Genomic DNA, 26,620 nt, shown 5'->3' with positions numbered 1-26,620 from the left:
AAAATTACCTATTATCGTGACAAAGTATATTTATCTATTGATTGAGAGAGCTGCAATCGCAAAAGCGCTAGTCAGCTAAGCTCACCAAGTGGTCGGCATACACGTTGACATCATCCCAGTCGGTGTAGTCAATAATTGCTTTAGGATCGGTTGGGCCATCTGTGATTTTCATGATTAGCTGAATCATCATGCGGTCATACCAACGCCACGAGGGGTAGTCGACTTTACCAGCTATCACTTTGACATCTTGTGGTGTCCAAGCTGACAACTCGATAAATTTCTGCAGGTATTTATTGTTTTCAGGTACGCGCTTTTCAGGATTACGCGCCACCACGTTAACGCTGAAAAAGCTGTTCGGCTTAGCCTTGATTTGCTGCTGATATTGCTTAACAAACTCAAATACTGACTTGTGGTAACTGCCATAGAGCACACAAGCCCCCAAGGCAATAACATCATATTTTTGCCAATCAATATCGGCCGCTTGCTCTATATGAATAATGTCACAGGCTATACTTTGTGATTGCAGATGCTCTGCCATAGCGCGTGCAATTTTAGCGGTATGCCCACCACGCGAATAATAAAGTACTAGCACTGATTTCATTGAAAGCCCATTTGAATAGAGTTGACCAATCACCATTGTTGCAGTTGCGACGAAAATAAAACGCTGAATGGATCACAAATTGCTGATCCGCTCGTGGGATATAAAAGCAAATGCTAAATAAAAGCGGACTCGATCATACTATTGGTAACTGAAATTGAGTTCAGTTTGCACCAGCAGTATGATTGATTAAACCACACCACTCAATTAGAATTATCTAATCAAATATACAAGTGAGTCTGTCCGATGCAAAAAGAGATCGATGTCAACGAAATGGTGACCAATGCCCAAAGCGCGGCGAAATGGCTTAAAGCTATTGCGAACCCGTATCGGTTAATGATCTTGTGCCAGTTGCTGGATAATGAATTGAGCGTGACAGAGTTGAATGCATCAATCCCGCTTAGTCAATCTGCTTTATCGCAGCATTTGGCGGTATTGCGTGCCGAAGATTTGGTGTCGACCCGTAAAAGCTCACAAGTGGTGTTTTATACGCTGAAAAATGAGCAAGTCACTGAGGTGATTTCTATTTTGTACGAGAAATATTGCGCCAAGTAGCGGCAATACTCACCAAGCTCGCGCTTGGTGAGCCAGATTTACCTAGCGTTCGCTAAACGCGTTTCCAAAATGCTCAACTCCTTCCCAATCAGTAAACTCATAGGTCCCGCTGGTGTCTGTAGGCCCTTTAGTGATCCACATAATTAATCGAATCATACTGCGATCAAATAAGCGATATTTAGGGTAATCAATCTTGCCAGCGAACACGGCTAACTGCTGCGGTTCCCACAGAGACAACTGCAGGAACTTTTTCATATAAGGATTGGTTTCAGGCGTATTTTTTTCTGGTTTTCGCGCCACGACGTTAACAGTGAAAAAACCATTTTTCTTGCTGTTTAATACCGCACGATGACGATTAACATACTGATATAACGCAGGGCGATGCTTACCGTAACGAATACTCGCCCCAATCAATACTTTGTCATAATAAGATAAGTTGATGCTATGGGCATCGTCTAGGGCGACGACAGTAACTTTGTCACCCTTAGCCGTACAAATGGCTTGAAGACGGTCACAAATCACCTTAGTTTGCCCATCAACACTAGAGTATATAATTAACGTATTGCTCATCAATTCTTCCAAAAAGTTGGCGTAAATAGCACCAGAAGCGTAAAGACTTCAAGGCGGCCAAAAATCATCGCGACAACTAACACCCACTTGGCGCCATCGCCAATACTCGCGTAGTTACTCGCCACTTCTCCCAATCCGGGACCCAAGTTATTCAAGCAAGCCGCAGTCGCACTAAAAGCGGTAATATTGTCTAATCCCATCGCCATTAAAATCAGCATGCAAATCACAAACACTAACGCGTAAGCAGAAAAGAAGCCCCAAACCGCATCAATCACACGATCAGGCAAAGCCTTACCACCAATACGGATGGAGAACATGCCCCGCGGATGCACTAAGCGTTTTAACTCACGAGAGCCCTGCAACAGCAGCAAGATCATTCGCATCACTTTAATACCGCCAGCCGTTGAACCACCGCAACCACCAATAAAGCTAGAAAAGATCAATAGCATAGGTAAAAACAGAGGCCACATATGGAAGCTTTCGGTACCAAAGCCTGCGGTTGTTGAAATAGAAACTGCTTGAAACAGGGCAAAATCTAGGGTTTCTTCAGGGCTGTCGTATATCCCAGAGTGGTACAGCGTAATAAAACAGATTGCGGTTAAAATTAACTGAATTGCGATTAACACTTTAAACTCAGCATCCCTAAAATAGACTTTTAGGTTAAGTCCACGTCGTGTAAATGCCGCGAAGTGTAGGCTAAAGTTAAGCGCCGCAATCAACAAAAATACCACACACACCATGTTGATAGCCGTGCTATCAAAGTAGCCCATACTGGCATCATGGGTTGAAAAACCGCCAATAGCGATAGTAGAAAAAGAGTGACAAATGGCGTCAAACACATCCATACCCGCCACCCAATAAGCAAACGCGCAAGCGACAGTTAACGCAAAATAGATATACCACAGCGCTTTGGCTGTTTCCGCTATTCGGGGGGTCATCTTACTGTCTTTTACCGGCCCAGGCATTTCTGCTCGATATAACTGCATCCCCCCAATACCTAAAACAGGCAAAATCGCCACGGCTAATACAATGATCCCCATACCACCAAGCCACTGCAATAGATGACGATAGAATAAAATGGCTTTCGGCAGCGTATCGAGACCAACCAATACGGTAGCCCCTGTGGTTGTTAGCGCAGAAAAAGACTCAAAAAAGCTGTCGGTGAGACTAAGATTTGGCTGACTGGAGAAAATAAACGGCACCGCACCAATAGAGCCCAGTACGCACCAAAACAACACCACTAACAAGAAGCCTTCTCGGGTACGTAAGTCTTCTTTAGAGTGACGATTGGGGTACCACAGCATGAAGCCAAGTAGCAGGCTCAAGAAAAAGGCTTGGATAAATGCCGTGCCACCGCCATCTTTATAGATCACCGCCACTAACGCAGAGGGAAGCAGCGAGATAGAAAACAAGCCCATCAGTAGACCGGTTATTCTTATTATCGTTCTATATTGCATTAGGGCTTATTCTACTCATCCATTTAAGCAAAGGTGTGCAGGCCAGCATCTACTGGCGGCATTTGCGGCTATTTTCGCACAAATCATTGGGTCAGCACAGCGATTAGTCATGCCGAGCCAACCCGATAACAGGAGCACAGCTTAATTCGTTGTAGCAATTAAGTATATTAGCGGCTGCGGCACATAAATCATTAGTCCAAACGTAGCTGTAACTGCCCCTGACTAATCGTGGCCAAATCCGCATTGAGTTCAGTTAAACTTGCTTTAGGTATGGCAATGATCAAGGTGACTTGATCGGCAAAGACTCTGTCTTCGATTAACGCATTAGCCTTACTAACAAAATGCTCTATATCTTTAAGCTGTGCATAATCACACGCTAAGCTAACACGATAACGTATCTGCTTTAAGCTAGTCGGTAACAGCTTAACTGCTTGCTTGATACCAGAGCTATACGCCCGAACCAAGCCACCCACGCCTAACTTAGTGCCGCCAAAATAACGGATAACAACCGCCCCAATCTCACCGATATTAGCTCCCTGTAGTGATGCCAACATTGGCCGGCCGGCACTGCCCGCAGGTTCACCATCATCACTGGAGCCAATCTCGACCTGATTGTCGGGGGCAGCACTGACAAACGCATAACAATAGTGACTAGCCCCAGGATACTCAGCCTTGAGGTTAGTAAGCACACACTTAAACACCTCTTCACTATCACAATGAAACAGTACCGTGATAAACCTGCTATGTTTAATCTCCTCTTCAAACGTATAGGTTTGTGCCGGGATTAAATAACTTTCGCTCAATTGACGACCCTTTTATAGTGAGTGAACAACGATGCCCAGCCAGCTAATCATTCAAGCCTAAGTCTCGGGTCATGTTTTCTACGCGATCATTATGAACGATAACGTTATCTTCAATACGAATGCCGCCGAATGGGCGTAATTGCTCAACCGTATTCCACTGTACCATTTGGCTTCGTTTGTCAGCTTTAAGCGACGCCAGCAATGAATCAATAATGTATAAGCCTGGCTCAATGGTGAGCACTTGGTTTACATCTAACGTGCGAGTACAACGTAAAAATGGGTGCGCTTGTGGCGGAGCGATATGGGTACCGCGCTCATCATGTAAAAATCCACCCATATCATGCACCTGCAGACCCAACATATGCCCTAAACCATGGGGGAAAAATGCCGCCGTTACGCCAGATTCAATTAAATCCGCAACCCCTCCATTAGCCAAGTTAAAATCAATCAGGATTTGCGCTAGCTTTTGATGGGTAGCGACATGCAGATCAACATATTTGACCCCAGGGCGCATCATATCGATGATTTGACGCTGCAGCACATCAACGGCTGTAATTAACTCGCCAAATAGATTCTTTTCAAACGCGTAAGTACGGGTAATGTCAGCCGCATAACCAGAGAAGCTTGCACCGGCATCAATTAAGAAAGAGTGACGCTCTGCCGGCGCTTGATGCTCAAGTGCTGTGTAGTGCAATATCGCCGCGTTTTCATTTAATGCCACAATATTGCCATAGGGCATCTGGTTTTCACCTTGATCGGTTGCCGCTAAATAGCTTTGCTGAATTTCAAACTCACTTGCTCCGCCATAAAACGCACTTTTTGCGGCTAAGTGCCCTTTTACCGCGATGTGGTTGGCCTGACGCAGACACACAAGTTCATAGTCGGTTTTTGTGGCACGGTGATAGTGCAAGTAGCTAATCACAGCTTCAGGGTTGCGAGCCGTAAACCCTAGCACTTCGGCCACATCAATATGTTCACCAATATAGGCCCATTGGCCAACTTGGTCGGGTAATAGCTCAGCCACTTTGTCGGCTTTAGTGAGTAACTTGATATCTAATTCTTGAGTCCAAAACGCAGTAGGTACATCGGCAACTTTGTGCCAAAAATCTTCAGGGCGATAAAAAATTAACTGTGGTTTGTCTTTACCGTTAACTAACAACCAGCAATGGGGGTTATCAACCACTGGCAGCCAAGCTTTAAAATGCGGGTTAACCTTAAAGGGATAGTCCATGTCATCGAGAAATTGGCGGTGTGGCTGCCCTGAGTGAATAACCAGTCCAGCAAGATTCTCTCGAGCACAAATTTCAGCAACACGACGATTAAGCTCGGTGATATGCGCCGGATACAGTGCGGCTAATTTTTCCATGGCTAGTTCCCTTTTGTATTTTTAGGACATTTGCACCAATTGTTTGCTGTCATATCGGTGCATGACTCTGTTTGCTAAAGTCTATCATAAAGGCGAATTTATCGGCTAACTGAAGAAAATTAAACAACCGTTTAAATTGGGTGTTGAAATTTTTTCAAATACAACGCACACTGTCTGGCAACTGGTCAAATGATGGCCTGCTGTGAGAAAGCCTTACCCGAGAATAATGATAAGTTGACTGGGTATCACGCAAAAAGGAAGCAAGCAATGATCTACCAAAGCCCTACGATTCAAGTTGAGATGCTTGAAAATAATATAGCCAAATTATGTTTTAATTCGCCAGGCTCGGTGAACAAGTTTGATAAAGAGACACTGGATTCGCTCAACGCTGCACTCGATAGCATTATGCAGCAACAAGCAGATATCAATGCTGTCTTGGTCACTTCTGCAAAAGACACCTTTATTGTAGGCGCTGACATTACCGAATTCTTAGGTCTATTTGCTCAACCAGAATCTGTGTTACATGAGTGGATTGTGCAAGCCAACGACGTATTCAATAAGCTTGAAGATCTACCCTTCCCAACTATCTCAGCGGTGAAAGGTTTTGCACTCGGTGGCGGCTGTGAAGCAATTTTAGCAACCGACTTCCGTATCGCTGACAGCAGTGCCCGTATTGGTCTCCCTGAAACTAAATTAGGCCTTATTCCAGGCTTTGGTGGCACAGTAAGATTACCTCGGGTAATTGGCGCTGATAATGCACTAGAGTGGATTACATCAGGTAAAGAGCAACGTCCAGACAAAGCCCTACAAGTCGGCGCCATTGACGCAGTTGTTGAAGCTGACGTGCTTGAACAAGCTGCGATTCAAATGCTCAAAGATGCCCTATCTGGTGACTTAGATTGGCAAGCTCGCCGCGCGCAAAAGCAAGCGCCGCTAACACTGCCGAAGTTGGAAGCCATGATGTCATTTGCCACCGCCAAAGGCATGGTATTCAAAGTGGCTGGTAAACATTACCCCGCGCCTATGGCTGCGGTTGACGTGATTGAAAAAGCATCACAAGGTGACCGCAGTGCAGCACTAGCTGTTGAACATCAAGCCTTTATTAAACTAGCTAAAACCGAGGTCGCACAAGCATTAATTGGTATTTTCCTTAATGACCAATTGGTTAAAGGCAAAGCTAAGAAAGCAAGTAAACAAGCGCAAGCAGTTAACAGTGCAGCGGTGCTTGGTGCAGGTATTATGGGTGGTGGCATTGCATATCAAAGTGCCAGTAAAGGCACACCGATTGTCATGAAAGACATTGCTCAGCCTGCATTGGATCTTGGTTTAGGTGAAGCATCGAAGCTACTTGCGGCGCAGATTAAACGCGGCCGCTCTACCCCAGCCAAAATGGCGAAGGTGCTAAATAACATCACCGCGACTCTGGATTACAGCGCAGTTAAGCAAGCCGATGTGGTGGTTGAAGCGGTTGTTGAACATCCAAAAGTTAAAGCAACGGTATTGGCAGAGGTTGAGCAGCATGTGAGTGACGATGCCATTATTACCTCTAACACTTCTACCATCTCAATCAACTTGCTAGCTAAAAGCCTGAAAAAGCCTGAACGTTTCTGTGGTATGCACTTCTTTAACCCTGTGCACAAAATGCCACTAGTTGAAGTTATTCGTGGTGAAAACAGCAGTGAAGAAACCATCGCTTCAGTCGTCGCTTATGCAAGTAAAATGGGCAAAACCCCTATCGTAGTGAATGATTGCCCAGGCTTCTTCGTCAACCGTGTTTTGTTCCCTTACTTTGCGGGCTTCAGCGGCCTACTTGCCGATGGTGCTGATTTCAAAGCCATTGATAAAGTGATGGAAAAGCAGTTTGGCTGGCCAATGGGCCCCGCTTATCTGTTAGATGTTGTAGGCCTAGATACAGGTCATCATGCGCAAGCGGTAATGGCTGAAGGCTTCCCAGACCGTATGGGTAAAACTGGTAAAGACGCTATTGATGTGATGTTTGAAGCTGAACGCTTTGGCCAGAAAAATGACAAAGGCTTTTACCAATACTCAATCGACCGTCGCGGCAAGCCAAAGAAAGACCTTGACCCAGTCGCATACGAGTTATTAGGTAATGCCTTTGGTGAATTAAAAGAGTTTAGTAGCGACGAGATTATTGCCCGCACTATGATACCTATGGTTATTGAAACCGTACGTTGTCTAGAAGAAGGTATTATCGCTTCGCCGGCTGAGGCTGACATGGGGCTGGTTTACGGCTTAGGTTTCCCACCATTTAGAGGCGGCGTATTCCGCTATATTGACACCATGGGCGTGGCCAACTTTGTTGCTCTAGCTGACCAATACGCACACTTAGGTGGCTTATATCAAGTTACTGATAATATGCGTGAACTTGCTAAAAACAACGGTAGCTACTACCCAGCCTAACAGCCCAGAAGGATCAAGAAAATGAAACAAGCAGTAATTGTAGATTGCATCCGTACTCCAATGGGCCGCTCTAAGGCCGGAGTATTTAGAAATGTACGTGCCGAAACACTATCAGCTGAGCTAATGAAAGCCTTGTTGGTTAGAAACCCTCAACTGGATCCAAACACGATTGAAGATGTGATTTGGGGCTGTGTTCAACAAACACTTGAGCAAGGTTTTAACATTGCTCGAAACGCAGCACTATTAGCTGGGCTACCTAAACAAGCTGGCGCGGTGACGGTGAACCGTTTATGTGGTTCCTCAATGGAAGCCATTCACCAAGCTGCTCGCGCAATCATGACCGGCATGGGTGATACCTTTATTGTTGGTGGTGTTGAACATATGGGTCACGTGCCGATGAACCACGGTGTCGACTTTCACCCAGGGCTTGCCAACAATGTTGCAAAAGCTTCCGGTATGATGGGCTTAACCGCGGAAATGCTGGGCAAAATGCACGGTATTACCCGCCAGCAACAAGATGAGTTTGCAGTTCGTTCACATCAACGCGCCCACGCAGCCACCATTGAAGGCCGTTTTGCCAATGAGATTCATGCCATTGAAGGCCATGATGCCAGCGGTGCACTGATTAAAGTGGCACATGATGAAGTCATTCGCCCAGAAACAACCATGGAATCACTTGCAGGCTTACGTCCGGTGTTTGACCCCGCCAATGGTACAGTTACCGCAGGCACCTCATCGGCACTGTCTGATGGTGCATCTGCCATGTTAGTCATGGAAGAAGAGAAGGCCAAAGCTTTAGGTTTACCTATTCGTGCACGTATCCGCTCAATGGCCGTTGCCGGTTGTGATGCCGCTATTATGGGTTACGGCCCAGTACCAGCTACGCAAAAGGCCTTGCAACGTGCTGGCTTAACTGTTGCAGATCTTGATGTTATTGAGCTTAACGAAGCTTTTGCAGCACAATCACTCCCTTGTGTGAAAGACCTTGGGTTAATGGATGTTGTCGACGAAAAGATTAACCTAAACGGTGGCGCTATCGCCCTTGGCCATCCACTTGGTTGTTCAGGTTCACGCATCTCTACCACGCTGATTAATCTTATGGAAAGTAAAGATGCGACCTTAGGTCTTGCCACAATGTGTATCGGTCTAGGTCAAGGTATCGCAACGGTATTTGAAAGAACTTAGAGACTCATAAATTTTGCAAAAGGGTGCTTAGCGGCACCCTTTTTTAATGCCTTAAGTTAATGTTTCACGTGAAACATCGGCAGTGATATGATCAACCTACACCTGCTTTCACTAAGGGTTCAACCAATGACACCAGCGATAAACTGCCTAACACGAGCCAAAATAAAGTTCGACATTCATACTTATCAGCATGATGAAGCGGTTAAATCCTACGGACTGGAAGCCGCGGAGAAGCTTAATCTTGATGTAAACAGTGTTTTTAAAACCTTAGTTGTGCAAGTAGATAACCAAGGTTTGGCGGTAGCAATTATTCCTGTTCACCTTAAGCTACACCTAAAAGCGTTAGCAAAAATTTTTGCAGCCAAAAAAGTTGCTATGGCACAGGCGCAGGATGTATTACGTTCTACAGGTTATGTGCTTGGTGGGGTTAGTCCGTTAGGACAGAAAAAGAAACTCCCTACTGTGTTAGATACCCGTGCAGTTAATCAACCTGAGATTTATGTTAGTGGCGGCAAGCGTGGCTTAGACATTAGCTTGTCTGTAAAGGACTTGATCGAGTTAACTAAGGCAAAAACGGCTGATATAGCGAACTAGACACCCTAATGTTTCACGTGAAACATGTTTATCGACTCATCTCACAAAAGTGATCGATAGGCTTGGATTAGCCCCTGCTCTCGCGTAATATTAGCCTCTTCTGTTACACCCATAAGGTTTGTAAGTATGACCGATCAATTCTCTCAAGCTCAGCATCAACTTAACGCATTAGGACTTCGATGCCCTGAGCCCGTTATGATGGTACGTAAATCTGTGAGAAAAATGGCCGATGGCGAAACTTTACTTATTGTTGCCGATGACCCAGCGACAACTCGCGATATTCCAAGCTTTTGTGAGTTTATGGATCACACCCTTATCGCAAGCCAAACAGAATCAACACCCTACCAATACCTGATAAAGAAAGGTTTATAACCCAAGCGGTCCCCATCCTCGACCCAATTTTCCCTACCTAGGCCCGCCGTATACAGCAGCTCCACTTCCTGACTTGTTATAGTCATGAAGACTATTGCCACCGTCAGTAGTGATGTCTACACTGATTGCATTCGGCAAAAGGGAGAATCACCATGGCAAGTCTGCTTGGCATTAGCTATAAGACCGTAAAAAAAGGCCCAATGATAGAAACTGGGAGTGCACTGGTCACCACAACATCTGGCGTAGCACAGGATGTGTTTGGTCGCCCAGGTAAGAGACAGGTTACCGTCATGTCAGCAGAACAGTGGCGAGTCGCCTGCGACAGCATTAATGTTGACCTGCCGTGGACGACTCGCCGAGCTAATTTGCTTGTAGAAGGGCTTAGCTTTAGTCAGCAAGACTTAGGCAAGACGCTGGAAATTGGAACACTCAAGCTGCTGATCACTGGCGAAACGGATCCCTGTAAGAAAATGGAAATAGCGCAACCTGGCCTTGAAAATGCCCTACTTCCAGACTGGCGAGGCGGCGTGACTTGTCGGGTAGTTAATGATGCGACCATCGCCATTGGTGATATAGTTATCCTAAGTTAATCCAGAGAACATTCGCTCGAATATCCCACACACCAGCAGCCGTTAGGCTGCTTTTTTTTGCCATTAAAATTATGTCACAGAAAAGTTGTTTTACTGCTGCTAAATATGTGCGATAAATACCAGTCAGCCTCATCCCTAGATTGATGCTAACTGCAACAAAGCCATACTAGGGAGCCTGCGTACCCGCTACTGGTACCTACACAACTATAAAAACAACTAGCAGGGAATAACATGCTAAAACTAAAACTTACACCGCTATGCACTGCTATCGCATTAAGCTTAAGCAGCGCGGCATTTGCAGAAACCAACACCGAAGAAGCCAAAAAGTGGCAAGTCAACGCACCACAAGATGCCCCTTTGCAACAAGTTGCTGTTGATGTCACCGAAGGCACATGGATGAACGTGAGTGTCAGCCCTGATAGTAAGCACATCGTGTTCGATTTACTTGGTGATATTTATCAAATGCCGATTTCTGGCGGCGAAGCTAAACCCCTAGCTTCAGGCATTGCTTGGCAAATGCAGCCTGTTTATAGCCCCGATGGCAAATATATCGCGTTTACGTCTGATGAAGATGGCGGCGATAACATCTGGATTATGGACGCTGATGGCAGCAACCCACGCCCTGTGACCAAAGAGACATTTCGTTTATTGAACAGCCCTGCATGGAGCCCAGACTCGCAATACTTGGTGGCCCGTAAACACTTTACTGGTAGTCGTAGTCTAGGAGCCGGTGAAGTATGGCTGTACCATGTCGCTGGTGGTGATGGTGTTAAACTCACTGAACGTCCCAATGAGCAAAAAGATCTTGGCGAACCCGCCTATTCACCTGATGGACGTTATATCTATTTTAGCCAGGACGCCACCCCCGGCAAGACCTTCCACTACTCAAAAGATTCTGTAAAAGGCATCTACAAGATCAAGCGCTACGATACTCAGACAGGCGACATTGAGGTGCTAATTGAAGGCACGGGTGGTGCGATACGTCCAACCCCGAGTCCTGATGGTAAAAAACTCGCATATATTAAGCGTGATGGTTTTCAGTCTACCCTGTATTTACTCGATCTAAAATCAGGTGCAACCGAAAAGCTATACGATAAGCTTGATCGTGATATGCAAGAAACATGGGCTATCCATGGTGTTTACCCCACCATGAGCTGGACTGCAGATAACGAGCAGATCGTATTCTGGGCAGGCGGCAAGATCAACAAACTTGATATTGCATCTAAGCAAGTAGACAACATTCCATTTGCCGTTAAAACTGAGCGTGCAGTTCAGCCGTCAGTGCGTTTTACCCAAAATCTAGACCAAGACCAGTTTGATGTAAAAATGCTGCGCATGGCGCAAGTATCACCAGATGGTAAGAAAGTGGTTTACGAGGCCCTAGGTAAGCTATGGATAAAAAGCCTACCCGATGGTTCAGTTAAACGTTTAACCCGCTTAGATAGCGATCTACGAGAGCTATACCCACAATGGTCTAGAGATGGTAAGCAATTAGTTTTCACTACTTGGGATGATGACGACCAAGGCAGCGTCCGCGTAATGACCTTACGCAACAAACGCGTAAAAACACTCACCCAAGAACCAGGCAAATATGTAGAACCTACCTTCTCTCCCGACGGTGATATGGTGGTTTACCGTAAAGCGAAAGGCGGTAATGTGACGCCAACAACGTGGTCACAAGAGCCGGGCTTATATCGAGTCACAACAAAAGGAACCGACACATTCAAATTGTCAGCCAAAGGGTATCAACCACAATTTGGCGCTGACAACGAACGTGTTTACTTCATGGACTATGGTGACACTCCACAACTGTCATCCATCAACATGCACGGCTTCCAACCTCAAGTGCACTATACCAGTAAGCATGCTACAGAATTTAGAGTGTCGCCTGATGGTAAACAGTTAGCATTTGCAGAGCGCTTTAGAGTTTATGTTACCCCGTTTGCTAAACATGGTGAAACTATCCAAATTGGCCCTAAAGCCAGTAATTTACCGGTTAGCCAGCTTAGTGTAAGAGCGGGTGAAAGTATCAGTTGGAACAACCGTAGCAACCAGCTGTACTGGACCTTAGGTCCTGAGTTATATCAGGTAGGTGTCGACACTAATTATCAAGCCGATGCAGACAAAGCTGAGCCAACAATTACAGAGATCGGCTTTAGCCAAGAAGCTGATGTTCCACGTGGAACAGTAGCATTTGTTGGCGGACAAATTATCACTATGGAGCAAGACCAAGTCATTGAAAATGGCGTAGTGATAGTCAAAGACAATAAGATCATTACAGTTGGTGATGCCAATACTGACATTCCAAGTGGCGCTAAAGTCATTGATATTAAGGGCAAGACTTTAATGCCCGGTTTGTTCGATGCTCACGCCCATGGTGCTCAAGCAGACAATGAGATTATTCCTCAGCAAAACTGGGAGTTATACTCCAACCTTTCACTAGGTGTAACGGCTATCCACGACCCTTCTAATGACACCACCGAAATTTTTGCCGCAGCAGAACAGCAAAAAGCCGGTAACATTGTCGGCCCGAGAATCTTCTCAACCGGTACCATTTTGTATGGCGCAAATGCGCCAGGATATACTTCCCACATCGATTCACTGGATGATGCCAAGTTCCATTTAGAACGACTGAAGAAAGTGGGTGCATTCAGCGTCAAGAGTTATAACCAACCGCGCCGGAACCAGCGTCAACAAGTGATCACCGCAGCACGTGAACTTGAAATGATGGTAGTACCGGAAGGCGGAAGTTTGCTGCAACACAACCTCACTATGATTGCTGATGGTCATACAACCATCGAGCACTCTCTACCTGCTGGTGCAATCTATGATGATGTCAAGCAGTTCTGGAGCCAGACAGAAGTTGCCTATACACCAACATTAGTCGTGGCATACGGTGGTATTTCAGGAGAAAACTATTGGTATGATAAGACCGATGTTTGGGCTCACCCGCGTCTATCTATGTATGTACCAAGTGATAGATTAGAAGCCCGCTCGATGCGTAGACCCAAAGCACCCGATGCCCACTACAATCACTTCAACGTGGCAAGAGTCGCAAACGAAATGAATGAGCTGGGAATTAAGCCTAACATTGGTGCCCATGGTCAGCGTGAAGGTTTAGCAGCTCATTGGGAAATGTGGATGTTTGCTCAAGGTGGTATGAGTAACCTTGAAGTACTAAAAACGGCCACCATCAACCCAGCAAAAACATTTGGAATGGATCATCAGATTGGTTCAATTAAAGCGGGTAAGTTAGCTGACCTGATTGTTATTGATGGTGACCCACTAACGGACATCCGCCAAACTGATCGAGTGAGCTATACCATGGTTAACGGTAAACTGTTTGACGCCGAAACCATGAATGAGCTAAATGGTGACAAAAAACAACGTAAAAAGTTTTTCTTTGAAACCGATAAGTAGTCGTCAAACTTAGGTTTCAGGAAAATTAATTTTTTTGTCAAAATTGATTAGCAAAAAAGGCATGTTCCACGTGGAACATGCCTTTTTTAAAATCTACTCTTTTGTACTATTGTTCCCAGCCGGCTAATCATTTAGCTTGAGGCTTGTTGAAGTAAGGATGTTTTCAACACAACAACTATAAATAGCAAAAAGGAATTAAAATGAAAATTCTAAAAAGTAAGAAATCTTTGGGTGCATTAGCTGTAATTTTATCTTTATCTTCTTCAATGACATACGCTGGAAATTGGTGTGATAAAATTGAAGAGCGCTGTGGTAATAGTAGTCTTTGCTTCTGCAAGTTATTCTAGAACTTAAATTTATAGAGGTGAGGCCTCACCTCTATATCAATTAAATACTATAACAAAAACAATCTGTTGTATGATCGTTAACCATGCCTACCGCTTGCATAAACGCATAACAAATAGTCGGTCCGACAAAGTTAAATCCGGCTTTTTTAAGCGCTTTAGACATTGCTTCTGACTCCGTCGTTTGCGCTGGCACCTCAGCCATAGACTTAAACTGATTATTAATCGGTTTACCACCAACAAAATCCCACAAAAATTGGCTAAAATCGATTCCCTGCTGTTCCATAGCGACAAAAGCGCGCGCATTGCGAATAATGGAATTAATCTTCAATCGGTTCCGGACAATGCCAGAATCCTGCATTAAGGTCTCGACATTTTGCTCATCATATTTCGAGACTATATAAGGATCAAAATTAGCAAAAGCCGCTTCGTAATTTTGTTGTTTCTTAAGAATGGTTATCCAAGACAAACCTGCTTGTTGACCATCTAAACATAACTTGGCAAACAACTCCTGCTTATCATAAACCGGCCTTCCCCAAACATTATCATGATATGCCTGATATATCGGGTCATTACCAACCCAACTACAGCGTGTCGTATCCATCAGAAAATCCCATTTTTTCGCTATTGAGTTAGAAAATAACCTACATAAGCGTAATTCTACAAGGTATAATCGAAACCATTTTCTATCACCAGCCGACAGTAGTAGACATGACGACGAAACACGACATCAAAACATTCCAGGGATTTATCTTAACCCTGCAGGAATATTGGGCGCAGCAAGGTTGCGCAATTGTTCAACCATTGGATATGGAAGTCGGCGCGGGTACATTCCACCCGATGACTTTTTTACGCTCTCTAGGCCCTGAGCCAATGAGCAGTGCTTACGTCCAGCCATGTCGCCGCCCGACCGATGGTCGTTATGGCGACAACCCAAACCGTCTACAACACTACTATCAATTTCAGGTGATCTTGAAACCTTCTCCATCAAACATCCAAGAGTTGTACCTTGGCTCGCTTGAAGCATTGGGTGTCGATATGGGCGTACATGATGTTCGCTTTGTTGAAGACAACTGGGAATCGCCAACACTCGGCGCTTGGGGACTTGGCTGGGAAGTGTGGCTCAATGGTATGGAAGTTTCACAGTTTACCTACTTCCAGCAAGTGGGCGGTCTAGAATGTAGCCCTGTGACAGGTGAGATCACCTATGGCCTAGAACGCTTGGCGATGTATATTCAAGAAGTTGATAGTGTTTACGACCTTGTCTGGACAGATGGTCCTATGGGCAAGATCATGTATGGCGATATCTTCCATCAAAACGAAGTTGAACAGTCTACTTACAACTTTGAACACGCTAATGTCGATGTCCTATTTAAGCAGTTTGAAGATTGCGAACAAGCCTGCAATGAACTGTTAGCGCTGGAAACACCCTTGCCATTACCTGCCTACGAGCAAGTAATGAAGGCCTCACATGCCTTTAACCTGCTTGATGCACGCCATGCTATCTCGGTGACAGAACGCCAACGTTACATTCTCCGCGTTAGAACTATGGCTAAAGCCGTTGCAGAATCTTATTATCAAGCGCGTGAAGCTCTTGGCTTCCCAATGTGTAAGTAGAGGTACCTTATAATGAAATTTGAAAACTTACTCATTGAAGTAGGCACAGAAGAACTGCCACCAAAGGCATTAAGAACACTTGCTGAGTCATTTGTTAGTAACTTCACTGACGAACTAAACAAAGCTGAATTGAGCTTTGAATCAGCAACTTGGTATGCGGCGCCACGCCGTTTAGCAATAGCAGTAAACCAACTAGTGGTTGCCCAAGCGGACAAAGTCATAGAAAAGCGTGGCCCTGCTATCGCTCAAGCGTTCGATGCTGACGGAAACCCAACCAAAGCAGCCATGGGTTGGGCACGCGGTAATGGCATCTCAGTTGATCAAGCCGAACGCCTAGTCACCGACAAAGGTGAATGGCTACTGCACAAAGCAAAAGTGGTCGGCGTTGAAACCCAAAGCCTCGTTGCTGACATGGCCCAGCGCGCCTTAGATAAACTACCTATCCCTAAGCCTATGCGTTGGGGTAGCAGTAAAACTCAATTTATTCGTCCTGTGCACACGGTCACCATGTTATTTGGCAGCGAACTTATCGCCGGCGAGTTACTAGGCATTAAGTCAGCAAGAACCATTCGCGGCCACCGGTTCATGGGTGTTGATACATTTGAATTAGACCATGCTGATAACTATCTCAGCAGCTTGAAAGAACAAGGTAAAGTGGTCGCCGATTACGAAGCACGTAAGAGCCTGATTAAAGCAGATGCTCAAGCGGCAGCCGACAAAATTGGTGGCGTTGCTGAACTAGAAGATGACCTGCTAGAAGAAGTTGCATCATTGGTTGAATGGCCTGTTGTGCTATCAGCCAGCTTTGAAGAAAAGTTCCTCGATGTGCCAGCTGAAGCTTTGGTTTATACCATGAAGGGCGATCAAAAGTACTTCCCGGTATTTGATAAAAATGGCGCGCTACTGCCGCACTTTATCTTCGTGACCAACATCGAATCTAAAGATCCACAGCAAATCATTTCTGGTAATGAGAAAGTCGTTCGCCCTCGCCTTGCCGATGCTGAATTCTTCTTCGAAACTGATAAAAAACAAAGCCTAGAGTCACGTCTATCTAGCTTAGAAACCGTGGTATTCCAAAAACAACTGGGTACCATCAAACAACGCGTCGAACGTATCTCTGCGCTGGCAAGCTTTATCGCAAATAGCATAGGGGCCAATCAAGAAGAAGCGGCTCGTGCAGGCTTGCTGTCTAAGTCAGATTTGATGACCAATATGGTGATGGAGTTTACCGATCTGCAAGGTACCATGGGTATGCACTATGCGCGCCTAAATGGTGAAGCAGAGTCTGTAGCGGTTGCACTTGCACAGCAATACAAGCCAAAATTCTCTGGCGACACTGTACCAACAGCACCTATTTCTGTGTGTGTTGCTTTAGCGGAAAAACTCGATACGTTAGTGGGTATTTTTGGTATTGGCCAAGCCCCCAAAGGCGCTGCGGATCCATTTGCACTGCGTCGTGCCGCCATTGGTGTTTTACGCATCTGTTTAGAGAACAACTTGCCGCTCGATCTCGTCGACCTTATCGCCGAAGCACAAGCACTGCACGGTGACAACCTCACTAATGAGAATGTTGCAGAGCAAGTACTTGAGTTTTTCATGGGCCGCTTCAGAGCTTGGTATCAAGACCAAGGCGTCAGTGTTGATGTGATTCTGGCTGTACTTGCTCGTCGCCCTACGGCACCCGCTGACTTTGAAAGTCGCATCAAAGCCGTTGCACATTTTAGAACACTGGAGCAAGCCACGGCACTAGCAGCAGCGAATAAGCGTGTATCAAATATCTTAGCGAAAGTAGAAGGTGAATTACCTTCAACCATTAAACCTGAGCTATTGCAGGAAACTGCAGAGCAAGCGCTTGCAGCACAACTTGATAAGTTAGCCCCGCAACTGGCACCGCTTTTTGCTGCGGCGAACTACCAACAAGCGCTGCAATTACTTGCTGAACTGCGCGACACTGTAGATACCTTCTTCGAAGATGTGATGGTAATGGCAGACGATGAAGCCCTTAAGCAAAACCGCCTAGCTTTGCTTGCAAGTCTACGAGCGCAATTTTTGCATGCCGCGGATATCTCTTTGCTGCAATAGCAAAGACTAGCAAAATACAAAATGCACCCTCGGGTGCATTTTTTGTATCTGGCTTAGGTTGTTTTTCCACAATAATCACTCCACACTAATCACCACAACGCACAATAAGAGAACGACTTTTGGGCAACCCGATAATCTACCGACTGGGCGAAAGAGCATTGGTACTCGATCCCTCACCTTCGGCACCTATCAGTATGGCACTGCAACGCAAACTATGTTGGATAGCTGACTTATGCCGCGACAGACAAGAGATCATCAGTGCTGTACCGGGAATGAATAATCTCACCCTCACCCTTAGCGCTATGAGTCATATTCCGTCATGGCAACAGCAACTTCAACAGCTATGGGATGAAGCCGAAAGTGCACAATTATCAAGCCAGCACCATGTTATCGAAGTCAAATATGGTGGCCGTTATGGTGCAGACCTTGATGCGATCGCACGTCATCATCAAATAACCACCGGTGAAGTCATCGCGTACCACACCGCCCCCAGCTATCAAGTATGTTTTATCGGCTTTATGCCTGGCTTTGCCTATCTAACTGGCCTAGATAGCCGTATCGCAACACCAAGATTAGCAAGCCCACGTCAAAACGTGCCCGCTGGTAGTGTCGGTATTGGCGGTGAACAAACCGGGATTTATCCGGCAATGAGTCCTGGAGGTTGGCAGCTAATCGGTCATTGCGATATTGAATTATTTAGCCCAAATCACAACCCGCCTAGCTTACTTCAGCCCGGTGACAGCCTAAGCTTTACTGCGTTAAAGCCCGTTTCGCGAGGAACAGATGCTGCTAATTAATCAACTTGTCGGCATGGCAACCATTCAAGATTTAGGTCGGTACGGCTATGGCCATTTGGGCGTAGCCCAGTGTGGTGCTATAGACCGCCAAGCACTGCTACTGGCAAATAAGCTACTTAACAACTTAGATGATTGTGCCGCCATCGAGTTTACCGCTAGTCTCACTGTTACTTTTAGTCAAGATTGTTGGTTCACCATCACCGGCGCCCCGTTTATCGCCAATATTGCTCAGCGCAATATATGGCACGGGTGGCGCAATCGTGCCCGTAAAGGTGAGACGCTGACCATCATGGGACCGAAACAAGGCCGCTTTGGCTACCTTGCAGTAGAAGCTGGGTTTAGGGTCGACTCTGTTATGGCTAGCGCCAGTACGGATATAAACAGCGGTTTTGGTGGCTTAAATGGACGACTATTACAAGCAGGAGACCAAATCGGTATCAATCCCAGCAACACCAATATAAGTAAGCCTGTTGGCGCGGTGATTAGAGAAAACAATCGTAAATTACGGGCGCTGCCCGGCCCAGAGTTACAGCATTTTACTCCCCAAAGTCGCCAAGCATTTTGGCAGCAACACTGGCAAGTCAGTGACCAAAGTAACCGCATGGGTTATCGATTAAGCGGCGAGACACTAAAGACCCACAACTTAATTGAAATGCGCTCACACGGTGTCATATCTGGCGTAGTACAAATACCGCCAACCGGTGAGCCTATTGTATTGATGGCAGATGCTCAGGCCACTGGCGGTTACCCCCGCATAGCGACGGTAATAGAAGCTGATCTATGGAAACTGGCCCAATGCCAACCGGGTGACCACGTTCAGTTTGAGCATGTCAGCCCAGCACAAGCCGATGAAGCTAACCAAGAGTGGCAACGCTACTTCTACCGACTGCAGCGAGCGATGAATCACCATGGCTAAGTCAAAATATATTATCGATATCAATGCCGATCTGGGCGAAGGCTATCAATTTGACAGCCCTTTAATGGCGTTGGTGACTTCAGCGAGTATTGCCTGCGGTGGCCATGCCGGCGATACCAAGTCAATGCAGCAAAGTGTGTTGCTGGCAAAACACCACGGTGTGCGCATTGGTGCTCACCCCAGCTACCCTGATCCTGGTAATTTTGGTCGCCAGCCAATGCACTTGGCAGCCAATGAGCTCACCGCTAGCCTAATAAAGCAAATAAGCGCCCTAGATGCCATATGTGACGCTTTTGAGTGCAAAATGCACTATGTGAAGCCCCACGGTGCTTTATATAACCAGGTGGCCCACAGCAGCCGAGAAGCACATATTTTGTTTGATGCCATGCAGGCTGTTAACCCTAATTTGGCATTGATGACACTTGCCAATAGTCCGATAGTCGCGCTGGCACAACAGCAGGGTATAACGGTGATTGCAGAAGCTTTTGCTGACAGACGATACCTTAGCGATGGTCAGCTAAGCCCACGTAGCCAAGCTGGATCGACAATCGACAAAGTCAGCGAAGTAGTACAGCAAGCCAAAGCGATAGCCAGTGGCCAGCCTATTCCTACTATCGACAACCAACCCCTGACAATTACCGCGCAGTCATTATGTCTACATGGTGATAATGCCCATGCGCTGCAATCTGCTGAGCGGATTTGTCAGGCATTAGTATCGCGATAATCTATTTAGCTTAAGCACAAGTGGCTCGATACTGATGTCGCAAAGCGCTATTAACTTGGCAATAGATACAAAAAAGCCCCAGACAATGCTGAGGCTTTTTAAACGGCTATCGAACGAGACTACACGTCTAAGTTCGCCACATTGAGTGCATTTGACTCAATAAAGTCACGACGAGGTTCAACTTGATCACCCATTAGGCAGGTAAACAGTTGATCAGCGGCAATGGCATCTTCAATGGTTACTTTCAACATACGGCGCGACTCAGGATCCATGGTTGTTTCCCATAGTTGCTCTGGGTTCATCTCACCCAATCCTTTATAGCGTTGAATATACAAACCACGCTTAGAATCGTTCATTAACCAGTTTAAGGCTTCAACAAACGATGTCACTTCTTTAACGCGCTCACCACGTTTAACATAACCGCCCTCTTCAATCAGGCCGTCTAGTGCCTCAGCAAGCTTAGTCATGCGCTCGTAATCGCTAGAGTTTAAGAAGTCATAAGAGAACAAGTAGTGCGTGTCGATACCGTGTTTACGAATGGTAATTTTAGGTACATAGACTTGACGCTCAGCATCTAAGAAAGCTTCTGAACTAAAGATAAACCCACCAGACTCAGCTTCTGTTAATGCCGCAACGTAATTATCACACCACTGCTTAACCTTAGCTTCGTCAGTCATCAGCTCGTTGGTCAATGCGGGTTGATAAAGCATACGCTCAGTTAGCATCAGCGGGAAACGCTGCTCTAAACGGTCAAAAATAGCTTCCACTTCACGGTACTGGTAAACCAACTTCTCTAGTGGTGCACCTGACATTGCCGGTGCATCTTGAGATGCATGGATTTCACCACCGTCTAACGCAAGGTTGGTCAGGTATTCGGTTAACGCAGGATCATCTTTCAAGTACTGCTCTTGCTTACCTTTCTTCACTTTATAAAGTGGTGGCTGAGCAATGTAGACAAAACCACGCTCAATCAACTCAGGCATTTGACGGAAGAAGAAGGTCAATAGCAAGGTACGAATGTGCGAGCCATCGACGTCAGCATCGGTCATGATGACGATGTTATGGTAACGTGTTTTATCTGGATCGTATTCGTCACGACCAATACCACAGCCCAGTGCAGTAATCAGCGTTGCCACTTCTTGTGACGACAGCATCTTGTCGAAACGCGCTTTTTCTACGTTAAGAATTTTACCTTTCAATGGCAAAATAGCTTGGTTCTTACGATTACGACCCTGCTTAGCACTACCGCCCGCAGAGTCACCCTCCACTATGTAAATTTCAGATAGCGCGGGGTCTTTTTCTTGGCAATCAGCCAGTTTACCTGGCAGGCCACCTAAATCTAACGCACCTTTACGGCGTGTCATTTCACGAGCTTTACGCGCCGCTTCACGGGCACGAGCGGCATCGATAATCTTACCGACAATCAACTTCGCTTCCACTGGGTTTTCCAGTAGGTAATCACCAAGTTTTTCACCCATGGTCTGTTCGACCGCAGATTTTACCTCACTAGATACCAGCTTATCTTTGGTTTGCGAGCTGAACTTAGGATCCGGTACTTTAACTGAAATAACGGCAGTTAGGCCTTCACGAGCATCATCACCAGTGGCACTAGTCTTACCTTTCTTATTGAAGCCTTCACGCTCCATATAAGCATTAAGGTTACGGGTAAGTGCACTACGGAAACCCGCTAAGTGAGTACCGCCATCACGCTGAGGAATGTTGTTGGTAAAACAGAAAATGTTTTCCTGGAAGCCATCATTCCACTGCATTGCCACTTCAACGGTAATGCCATCTTCACGTTCTTGATTAAAGTGGAAGATCTCTTTGTTTACCGAAGTTTTGTTCACATTCAGATAGTCAACGAACGCGCTGATACCACCTTCATATTTGAAGAACTCATCTTTGTTATCTCGCTCATCAACCAAGCGAATACCAACACCTGAGTTAAGGAACGATAATTCACGAACACGCTTAGCAAGAATATCAAAATGAAATAGCGTGTCTGAGAACGTCTCATGGCTTGGCCAAAAACGAATAACCGTACCCGTTGTGGTTGAGTCACCCACAGGCTTAATTGGCTCGTTTGGCTCACCCATAGTGTAGAACTGCTCATAAACCTTGCCGTCACGACGAATAGTTAATTGCAGCTTTTCTGATAATGCGTTTACAACCGACACACCCACACCGTGCAAGCCGCCTGATACTTTATAAGAGTTATCATCAAACTTACCACCGGCGTGCAGTACGGTCATAATGACTTCTGCCGCTGATACCCCTTCTTCGGGGTGAATAGCAACCGGAATACCACGACCATCATCTGAAACTGATACCGAATTATCGGCATGAATGGTAATGGTGATATCACTACAATGACCAGCTAATGCTTCATCGATAGAGTTATCGACCACTTCGAATACCATGTGATGCAGACCCGTACCATCGTCGGTGTCACCAATATACATCCCCGGTCTCTTTCTTACAGCATCAAGGCCTTTTAGTACCTTAATGCTCGAAGAATCGTAACTATTCTCTGACATATTATTCTCTCGTCGGTTATTCAATTACCGTGACACGCCCGTGTTCCACATGAAACACTTTTGTTGGCGGCGTATTCAACGAATCTACTATTGCTGCTGGCTCAATGGCCGTTACCAAGATCTGTGCGCCAGTATCTGTTAACTGTTGTAGCAACAACTGCCTGTGCTTTGCATCCAATTCCGATGGCAAATCATCCACCAGATAAATACTATTTTTATCTATTTGTTGTTTTAGCAACTTTCCCTGTGCGATGCGCAGTGCACACACTAATAGTTTTAACTGCCCTCGGGACAAGGCATCCTGCACGGGTAGTGTGCCAACTCGTAACCGTAAATCGGCTTTGTGCGGCCCACTACTGGTATGTCCCGCTGCTAAATCTCGGGAATATTGTGTCTGCAATAACTGCTGATAATCAGTTTTGCTATCCCATCCTCGCGTAAAGGAAACTTTAACATTTATTTGAGGTAAAAACTCTTCGATTATACCCTTAAGTCGTTCATTTAACGAGTCTACATATTGCTTACGAATATCGGTGACCGTTTGCGCATATCGTACTAACTCTTTATCCCAAAATTGAATTTGCTCATAGCTAGCTTGATTCTTAAGCAACTGATTTCTTTGCTTTAAAATCCTCTTGGCATTGGCCCAAGCGTGATGAAAGCTAGGGTCTGAATGAAATGCACCCCAGTCGATAAACTGTCGCCTAGATTTAGGCCCTTCAAAAAGTAGCGAAAAACTCTCGGGCGTGATGACTTGAATAGGTAAAGTTTCCGCCAAAGTGGCCAATCTTTTTACCCGGTCACCATTAATTTTCACTTCTGACTCACCTGAGCGCAATCGTCTAAAACCTATTTTGTAATCACGACTGTCACTGGTGAGATTGGCGAATAATGTCAGCTTTTGCTGATTGTTCTGTATCACTCGTTGAGAAAGGTGACTACGAAAAGAACGCCCCATTCCCAAGAAATAGACCGCTTCTAAGATACTGGTCTTGCCGCTACCGTTGTGGCCATATATCAAATTGATACCACTGCCCAACTGTAAGCTGGCAGTGTCGATATTGCGAAAGGTTTCTATATGAAGACGAGTTAGACTCATTACTGCTCGATATTGTTCACTAAACTAACAGGGTAGATACGGTAAGCAGCTACCGTATCTACTCTTCAATTTAGAGACGCATAGGCATTACCACGTACATCGAATCTTCTTCGACGTGGTTTTCAATTAATGCACTGGAATTACCGTCAATCAAGGTAATACGCACATCATCTGATGGTAAGTTATTTAGCACATCAAGAAGGTAGCTCACATTGAAGCCAATCTCTAACGGTGTGTTTTCATACTCAACATCTAAAATTTCTTCCGCTTCTTCCTGTTCAGGGTTATTAGCGGTAATTTTAATTAAGTTGTTTTCCAACTGTACCCGCACACCGCGAAACTTCTCGTTAGACAGGATGGATGCTCTGAGTAACGCCTGCTTTAGATGATTACGACTGGCAATAACTATCTTATCGCCACCTTTGGGCAGTACCCGGCGATAATCAGGGAAACGACCATCGACCAACTTACTGGTAAATACCGCATTTTGTGTCGTCGCACGAATAGCACTGTCACCAATGGCAATCGTGACATCAAAGTCTTCACCTTCGAATAAACGTTGCAGTTCAATCACACCTTTACGCGGCACAATAACCTGCTTTTCAGGCAGTGCTTCTTCAATGGTGCGATGACTAAGAGCCAATCGATGTCCGTCAGTGGCAATCGCACGCAAAATATTATTCTCTGTTTCGAATAATAAGCCATTGAGGTAATAGCGCACATCTTGGTTAGCCATCGAAAACTGGGTCGCGTCGATGAGTGATTTTAGCGTGCCTTGCTTTATCGTAAATTCAATTTCAGCCTGAAACGCTTCAACATTGGGATACTCTTCCGCTGGCAATGTCGCTAACGTAAAACGACTCCGACCAGAGCGCAGCAACAAGCGATTTTCTTGCTGCTCAATTTTTAATTCAACTTGATCGGGCAACGACTTAACAATATCGAGGAATTTTTTGGCCGGCACCGTGGTCTTGCCTTCTACGACTTCACCTTCTAGGGGGGCTTGCCCTACAAGTTCGACTTCTAAATCGGTGCCAGTTAACTTTAGTGAGTGACCACTTACTTCAACTAAAAGGTTTGCCAGAATAGGCAAGTTATGTCTTCTCTCCACCGCTCCACTAACAAGTTGAAGCGGCTTTAATAGGGCATCCCTATCAATTGAAAATTTCATGAGTTTCAATTTCCCAGATTTATGAAGATAACGTTCGTATCAAGTTAGCATAATCTTCTTTAATGTCATGACTTTCTTCACGCAACTGGGCAATTTTACGACAAGCGTGCAATACCGTTGTGTGGTCACGACCCCCAAATGCATCGCCAATTTCAGGCAAGCTTTGGTTTGTGAGTTCTTTTGATAATGCCATGGCCATCTGTCTTGGTCTCGCAACACTACGAGAACGACGCTTAGACAACATATCTGCCATTTTGATTTTATAGTATTCAGCCACCGTTTTTTGAATATTATCTATGGTGACTAACTTTTCTTGTAATGCCAGCAAATCACGCAATGCTTCTCGTACAAAATCAATGGTAATGGGTCTACCTGTGAAGTTAGCATTAGCAATCACACGGTTCAATGCCCCTTCAAGCTCACGGACGTTAGAACGCAAACGTTTAGCAATGAAGAATGCCACTTCATCGGGTAAGTTGATGCCACTCTCTTGCGCCTTACGCATCAAAATCGCCACTCGGGTTTCTAGCTCCGGTGGTTCAATTGCCACTGTAAGTCCCCAACCAAAACGAGATTTTAGACGATCTTCAACACCATCAATCTCTTTCGGGTACCGATCAGAGGTCAAAATGATCTGATGGTTACCTTCGAGCAATGCATTAAACGTATGGAAAAATTCTTCTTGAGATCGGTCTTTGTTAGCGAAAAATTGAATATCATCAATAAATAAGGCATCAACACTACGGTAATAGCGCTTAAACTCTTCGATAGCGTTGTTTTGCAGTGCCTTAACCATATCTTGCACAAAACGCTCCGAGTGCATGTACACAACTTTGGCATTGGGATTGTTCTTAATAATGCCATTACCGACCGCATGCAATAAGTGAGTCTTACCTAAACCGGTACCACCATAAAGAAATAACGGATTATATGCGCCACCAGGATTCTCCGACACTTGCAAAGCCGCCGCTTTACCCAGTTGGTTCGATTTACCCTCAACGAAGTTATCAAACTGATAGGTCGGGTTGATATTGCTTCGATGGTTGGCGCTGGCAGGGGCTTCACTGCCACTATTAAAGCTAGGCTTATTGGTCGACTTAGCGGAGGCTGGCGCAGCAGGTTTGCTCGCAGCTGCTGGTGCAACTGTACTTGCCGTGGGGCGGCTACCTATATCAAAACGCAGTTTTGGTGCATCACTGCCCATCTGCTCAGTAAAGAACTGGTTGATAATGTTGATGTATTTATCTCTAACCCAATCTAGTACAAACCGATTAGGTGCATAAAGGACAAGAGTATCTCCATCCATTTCGGCTTGTAATGGTCTGATCCACATACTGAATTGTTGAGCAGAAAGCTCATCTTGTAGTCGCCCAATACATTGCTGCCAAAGTGAAACCGCCAC

Annotated in this window: 22 protein-coding genes; 12 read left to right on the top strand and 10 right to left on the bottom strand. The window is 45.5% G+C overall.

The window, feature by feature from the left end:
- Positions 1-67: 67 nt before the first annotated feature.
- Positions 68-601: a menaquinone-dependent protoporphyrinogen IX dehydrogenase gene (hemG, locus tag FLM48_RS00110; RefSeq protein ID WP_179022716.1), complete on the bottom strand. Its 534-nt coding sequence runs from the start codon at positions 599-601 to the stop codon at positions 68-70.
- Positions 602-844: 243 nt separating this feature from the next.
- Here hemG (FLM48_RS00110) and FLM48_RS00105 point away from each other — a divergent pair, with 243 nt between their 5' ends.
- The gene (locus FLM48_RS00105; RefSeq protein WP_028773386.1) at positions 845-1,153 is read left to right on the top strand and encodes a metalloregulator ArsR/SmtB family transcription factor; all 309 of its coding nucleotides are present in this window, start codon (positions 845-847) and stop codon (positions 1,151-1,153) included.
- Between the two features lie 42 nt (positions 1,154-1,195).
- Here FLM48_RS00105 and hemG (FLM48_RS00100) read toward each other — a convergent pair whose 3' ends face one another.
- The 4 genes from hemG (FLM48_RS00100) to pepQ form a co-directional block, all read right to left on the bottom strand.
- Complete coding sequence (gene hemG / locus FLM48_RS00100; protein ID WP_028773387.1) at positions 1,196-1,723, bottom strand: menaquinone-dependent protoporphyrinogen IX dehydrogenase; 528 nt, start codon at positions 1,721-1,723, stop codon at positions 1,196-1,198.
- Positions 1,723-3,180 carry a TrkH family potassium uptake protein gene (locus tag FLM48_RS00095; RefSeq protein ID WP_179022715.1) on the bottom strand — a complete coding sequence of 486 codons (1,458 nt, stop codon included), beginning with the start codon at positions 3,178-3,180 and terminating at the stop codon, positions 1,723-1,725. The genes hemG (FLM48_RS00100) and FLM48_RS00095 overlap by 1 nt, the downstream gene beginning before the upstream one ends.
- Before the next feature lie 191 nt (positions 3,181-3,371).
- The gene (locus tag FLM48_RS00090) at positions 3,372-3,983 is read right to left on the bottom strand and encodes a YigZ family protein (RefSeq protein WP_179022714.1); all 612 of its coding nucleotides are present in this window, start codon (positions 3,981-3,983) and stop codon (positions 3,372-3,374) included.
- A 43-nt stretch (positions 3,984-4,026) separates the two neighbouring features.
- Positions 4,027-5,349 carry a Xaa-Pro dipeptidase gene (gene pepQ, locus FLM48_RS00085; protein WP_179022713.1) on the bottom strand — a complete coding sequence of 441 codons (1,323 nt, stop codon included), beginning with the start codon at positions 5,347-5,349 and terminating at the stop codon, positions 4,027-4,029.
- Between the two features lie 267 nt (positions 5,350-5,616).
- Here pepQ and fadB point away from each other — a divergent pair, with 267 nt between their 5' ends.
- The 6 genes from fadB (at position 5,617) to FLM48_RS00055 (ending at position 13,931) form a co-directional block, all read left to right on the top strand.
- Positions 5,617-7,770: a fatty acid oxidation complex subunit alpha FadB gene (fadB, locus tag FLM48_RS00080; RefSeq protein ID WP_179022712.1), complete on the top strand. Its 2,154-nt coding sequence runs from the start codon at positions 5,617-5,619 to the stop codon at positions 7,768-7,770.
- Positions 7,771-7,791: 21 nt separating this feature from the next.
- Complete coding sequence (gene fadA, locus FLM48_RS00075) at positions 7,792-8,955, top strand: acetyl-CoA C-acyltransferase FadA (protein WP_179022711.1); 1,164 nt, start codon at positions 7,792-7,794, stop codon at positions 8,953-8,955.
- A 126-nt stretch (positions 8,956-9,081) separates the two neighbouring features.
- Positions 9,082-9,549: a Cys-tRNA(Pro) deacylase gene (gene ybaK / locus FLM48_RS00070; RefSeq protein WP_179022710.1), complete on the top strand. Its 468-nt coding sequence runs from the start codon at positions 9,082-9,084 to the stop codon at positions 9,547-9,549.
- Positions 9,550-9,675: 126 nt separating this feature from the next.
- Positions 9,676-9,921, top strand: a complete 246-nt coding sequence (gene tusA / locus FLM48_RS00065) for a sulfurtransferase TusA (RefSeq protein WP_028773394.1) — start codon at positions 9,676-9,678, stop codon at positions 9,919-9,921.
- 152 nt (positions 9,922-10,073) lie between these two features.
- Positions 10,074-10,511, top strand: coding sequence for an MOSC domain-containing protein (locus FLM48_RS00060; RefSeq protein WP_179022709.1), 438 nt, complete (start codon positions 10,074-10,076; stop codon positions 10,509-10,511).
- A 231-nt stretch (positions 10,512-10,742) separates the two neighbouring features.
- A complete protein-coding gene (locus tag FLM48_RS00055; protein WP_179022708.1) occupies positions 10,743-13,931 on the top strand; it encodes an amidohydrolase family protein in 3,189 nt (1,062 codons plus the stop codon).
- Between the two features lie 387 nt (positions 13,932-14,318).
- On the opposite strand, the gene FLM48_RS00050 is transcribed toward FLM48_RS00055, so the two are convergent.
- On the bottom strand, positions 14,319-14,879 hold the full coding sequence (locus FLM48_RS00050) for a DNA-3-methyladenine glycosylase I (protein WP_179022707.1): 561 nt from the start codon (positions 14,877-14,879) through the stop codon (positions 14,319-14,321).
- Positions 14,880-14,986: 107 nt separating this feature from the next.
- Here FLM48_RS00050 and glyQ point away from each other — a divergent pair, with 107 nt between their 5' ends.
- The 5 genes from glyQ (at position 14,987) to pxpA (ending at position 20,411) form a co-directional block, all read left to right on the top strand.
- On the top strand, positions 14,987-15,892 hold the full coding sequence (gene glyQ, locus FLM48_RS00045) for a glycine--tRNA ligase subunit alpha (protein ID WP_028773398.1): 906 nt from the start codon (positions 14,987-14,989) through the stop codon (positions 15,890-15,892).
- Positions 15,893-15,904: 12 nt separating this feature from the next.
- On the top strand, positions 15,905-17,974 hold the full coding sequence (gene glyS, locus FLM48_RS00040) for a glycine--tRNA ligase subunit beta (RefSeq protein WP_179022706.1): 2,070 nt from the start codon (positions 15,905-15,907) through the stop codon (positions 17,972-17,974).
- Between the two features lie 119 nt (positions 17,975-18,093).
- Positions 18,094-18,771, top strand: coding sequence for a 5-oxoprolinase subunit PxpB (pxpB, locus tag FLM48_RS00035; RefSeq protein WP_179022705.1), 678 nt, complete (start codon positions 18,094-18,096; stop codon positions 18,769-18,771).
- Positions 18,758-19,687, top strand: a complete 930-nt coding sequence (locus tag FLM48_RS00030) for a biotin-dependent carboxyltransferase family protein (protein WP_179022704.1) — start codon at positions 18,758-18,760, stop codon at positions 19,685-19,687. Before pxpB ends, FLM48_RS00030 begins: the two co-directional genes overlap by 14 nt.
- On the top strand, positions 19,680-20,411 hold the full coding sequence (gene pxpA, locus FLM48_RS00025; RefSeq protein ID WP_179022703.1) for a 5-oxoprolinase subunit PxpA: 732 nt from the start codon (positions 19,680-19,682) through the stop codon (positions 20,409-20,411). Before FLM48_RS00030 ends, pxpA begins: the two co-directional genes overlap by 8 nt.
- A 119-nt stretch (positions 20,412-20,530) precedes the next feature.
- On the opposite strand, the gene gyrB is transcribed toward pxpA, so the two are convergent.
- From gyrB to dnaA, 4 genes are all read right to left on the bottom strand, one after another.
- The gene (gyrB, locus tag FLM48_RS00020) at positions 20,531-22,948 is read right to left on the bottom strand and encodes a DNA topoisomerase (ATP-hydrolyzing) subunit B (RefSeq protein WP_179022702.1); all 2,418 of its coding nucleotides are present in this window, start codon (positions 22,946-22,948) and stop codon (positions 20,531-20,533) included.
- A 16-nt stretch (positions 22,949-22,964) separates the two neighbouring features.
- Positions 22,965-24,047 carry a DNA replication/repair protein RecF gene (gene recF / locus FLM48_RS00015; RefSeq protein WP_179022701.1) on the bottom strand — a complete coding sequence of 361 codons (1,083 nt, stop codon included), beginning with the start codon at positions 24,045-24,047 and terminating at the stop codon, positions 22,965-22,967.
- Positions 24,048-24,117: 70 nt separating this feature from the next.
- Positions 24,118-25,218 (bottom strand): DNA polymerase III subunit beta, encoded by a 1,101-nt coding sequence (gene dnaN / locus FLM48_RS00010; RefSeq protein ID WP_179022700.1) that lies wholly within the window; start codon positions 25,216-25,218, stop codon positions 24,118-24,120.
- A 19-nt stretch (positions 25,219-25,237) separates the two neighbouring features.
- Positions 25,238-26,620 carry a chromosomal replication initiator protein DnaA gene (dnaA, locus tag FLM48_RS00005; RefSeq protein WP_179022699.1) on the bottom strand — a complete coding sequence of 461 codons (1,383 nt, stop codon included), beginning with the start codon at positions 26,618-26,620 and terminating at the stop codon, positions 25,238-25,240.

Origin of the sequence: Shewanella sp. Scap07 (genome assembly GCF_013394145.1) — a bacterium.
Lineage (GTDB): Bacteria > Pseudomonadota > Gammaproteobacteria > Enterobacterales > Shewanellaceae > Shewanella > Shewanella waksmanii.
Note: the sequence above shows the minus strand (reverse complement) of the source record. Positions and strands in the feature narration are given on the sequence as shown.

Excerpts from the sequence above, each read along its gene's own strand:
- glyS (WP_179022706.1), top strand. The coding sequence starts at position 15,905 with ATGAAATTTGAAAACTTACTCATTGAAGTAGGCACAGAAGAACTGCCA.
- gyrB (WP_179022702.1), bottom strand. The coding sequence starts at position 22,948 with ATGTCAGAGAATAGTTACGATTCTTCGAGCATTAAGGTACTAAAAGGC.
- FLM48_RS00060 (WP_179022709.1), top strand. The coding sequence starts at position 10,074 with ATGGCAAGTCTGCTTGGCATTAGCTATAAGACCGTAAAAAAAGGCCCA.
- pepQ (WP_179022713.1), bottom strand. The coding sequence starts at position 5,349 with ATGGAAAAATTAGCCGCACTGTATCCGGCGCATATCACCGAGCTTAAT.
- tusA (WP_028773394.1), top strand. The coding sequence starts at position 9,676 with ATGACCGATCAATTCTCTCAAGCTCAGCATCAACTTAACGCATTAGGA.
- fadA (WP_179022711.1), top strand. The coding sequence starts at position 7,792 with ATGAAACAAGCAGTAATTGTAGATTGCATCCGTACTCCAATGGGCCGC.
- ybaK (WP_179022710.1), top strand. The coding sequence starts at position 9,082 with ATGACACCAGCGATAAACTGCCTAACACGAGCCAAAATAAAGTTCGAC.
- FLM48_RS00095 (WP_179022715.1), bottom strand. The coding sequence starts at position 3,180 with ATGCAATATAGAACGATAATAAGAATAACCGGTCTACTGATGGGCTTG.
- pxpA (WP_179022703.1), top strand. The coding sequence starts at position 19,680 with ATGGCTAAGTCAAAATATATTATCGATATCAATGCCGATCTGGGCGAA.
- dnaN (WP_179022700.1), bottom strand. The coding sequence starts at position 25,218 with ATGAAATTTTCAATTGATAGGGATGCCCTATTAAAGCCGCTTCAACTT.
- FLM48_RS00105 (WP_028773386.1), top strand. The coding sequence starts at position 845 with ATGCAAAAAGAGATCGATGTCAACGAAATGGTGACCAATGCCCAAAGC.
- hemG (WP_028773387.1), bottom strand. The coding sequence starts at position 1,723 with ATGAGCAATACGTTAATTATATACTCTAGTGTTGATGGGCAAACTAAG.
- fadB (WP_179022712.1), top strand. The coding sequence starts at position 5,617 with ATGATCTACCAAAGCCCTACGATTCAAGTTGAGATGCTTGAAAATAAT.
- FLM48_RS00055 (WP_179022708.1), top strand. The coding sequence starts at position 10,743 with ATGCTAAAACTAAAACTTACACCGCTATGCACTGCTATCGCATTAAGC.
- recF (WP_179022701.1), bottom strand. The coding sequence starts at position 24,047 with ATGAGTCTAACTCGTCTTCATATAGAAACCTTTCGCAATATCGACACT.
- FLM48_RS00050 (WP_179022707.1), bottom strand. The coding sequence starts at position 14,879 with ATGGATACGACACGCTGTAGTTGGGTTGGTAATGACCCGATATATCAG.
- glyQ (WP_028773398.1), top strand. The coding sequence starts at position 14,987 with ATGACGACGAAACACGACATCAAAACATTCCAGGGATTTATCTTAACC.
- FLM48_RS00030 (WP_179022704.1), top strand. The coding sequence starts at position 18,758 with ATGCTGCTAATTAATCAACTTGTCGGCATGGCAACCATTCAAGATTTA.
- hemG (WP_179022716.1), bottom strand. The coding sequence starts at position 601 with ATGAAATCAGTGCTAGTACTTTATTATTCGCGTGGTGGGCATACCGCT.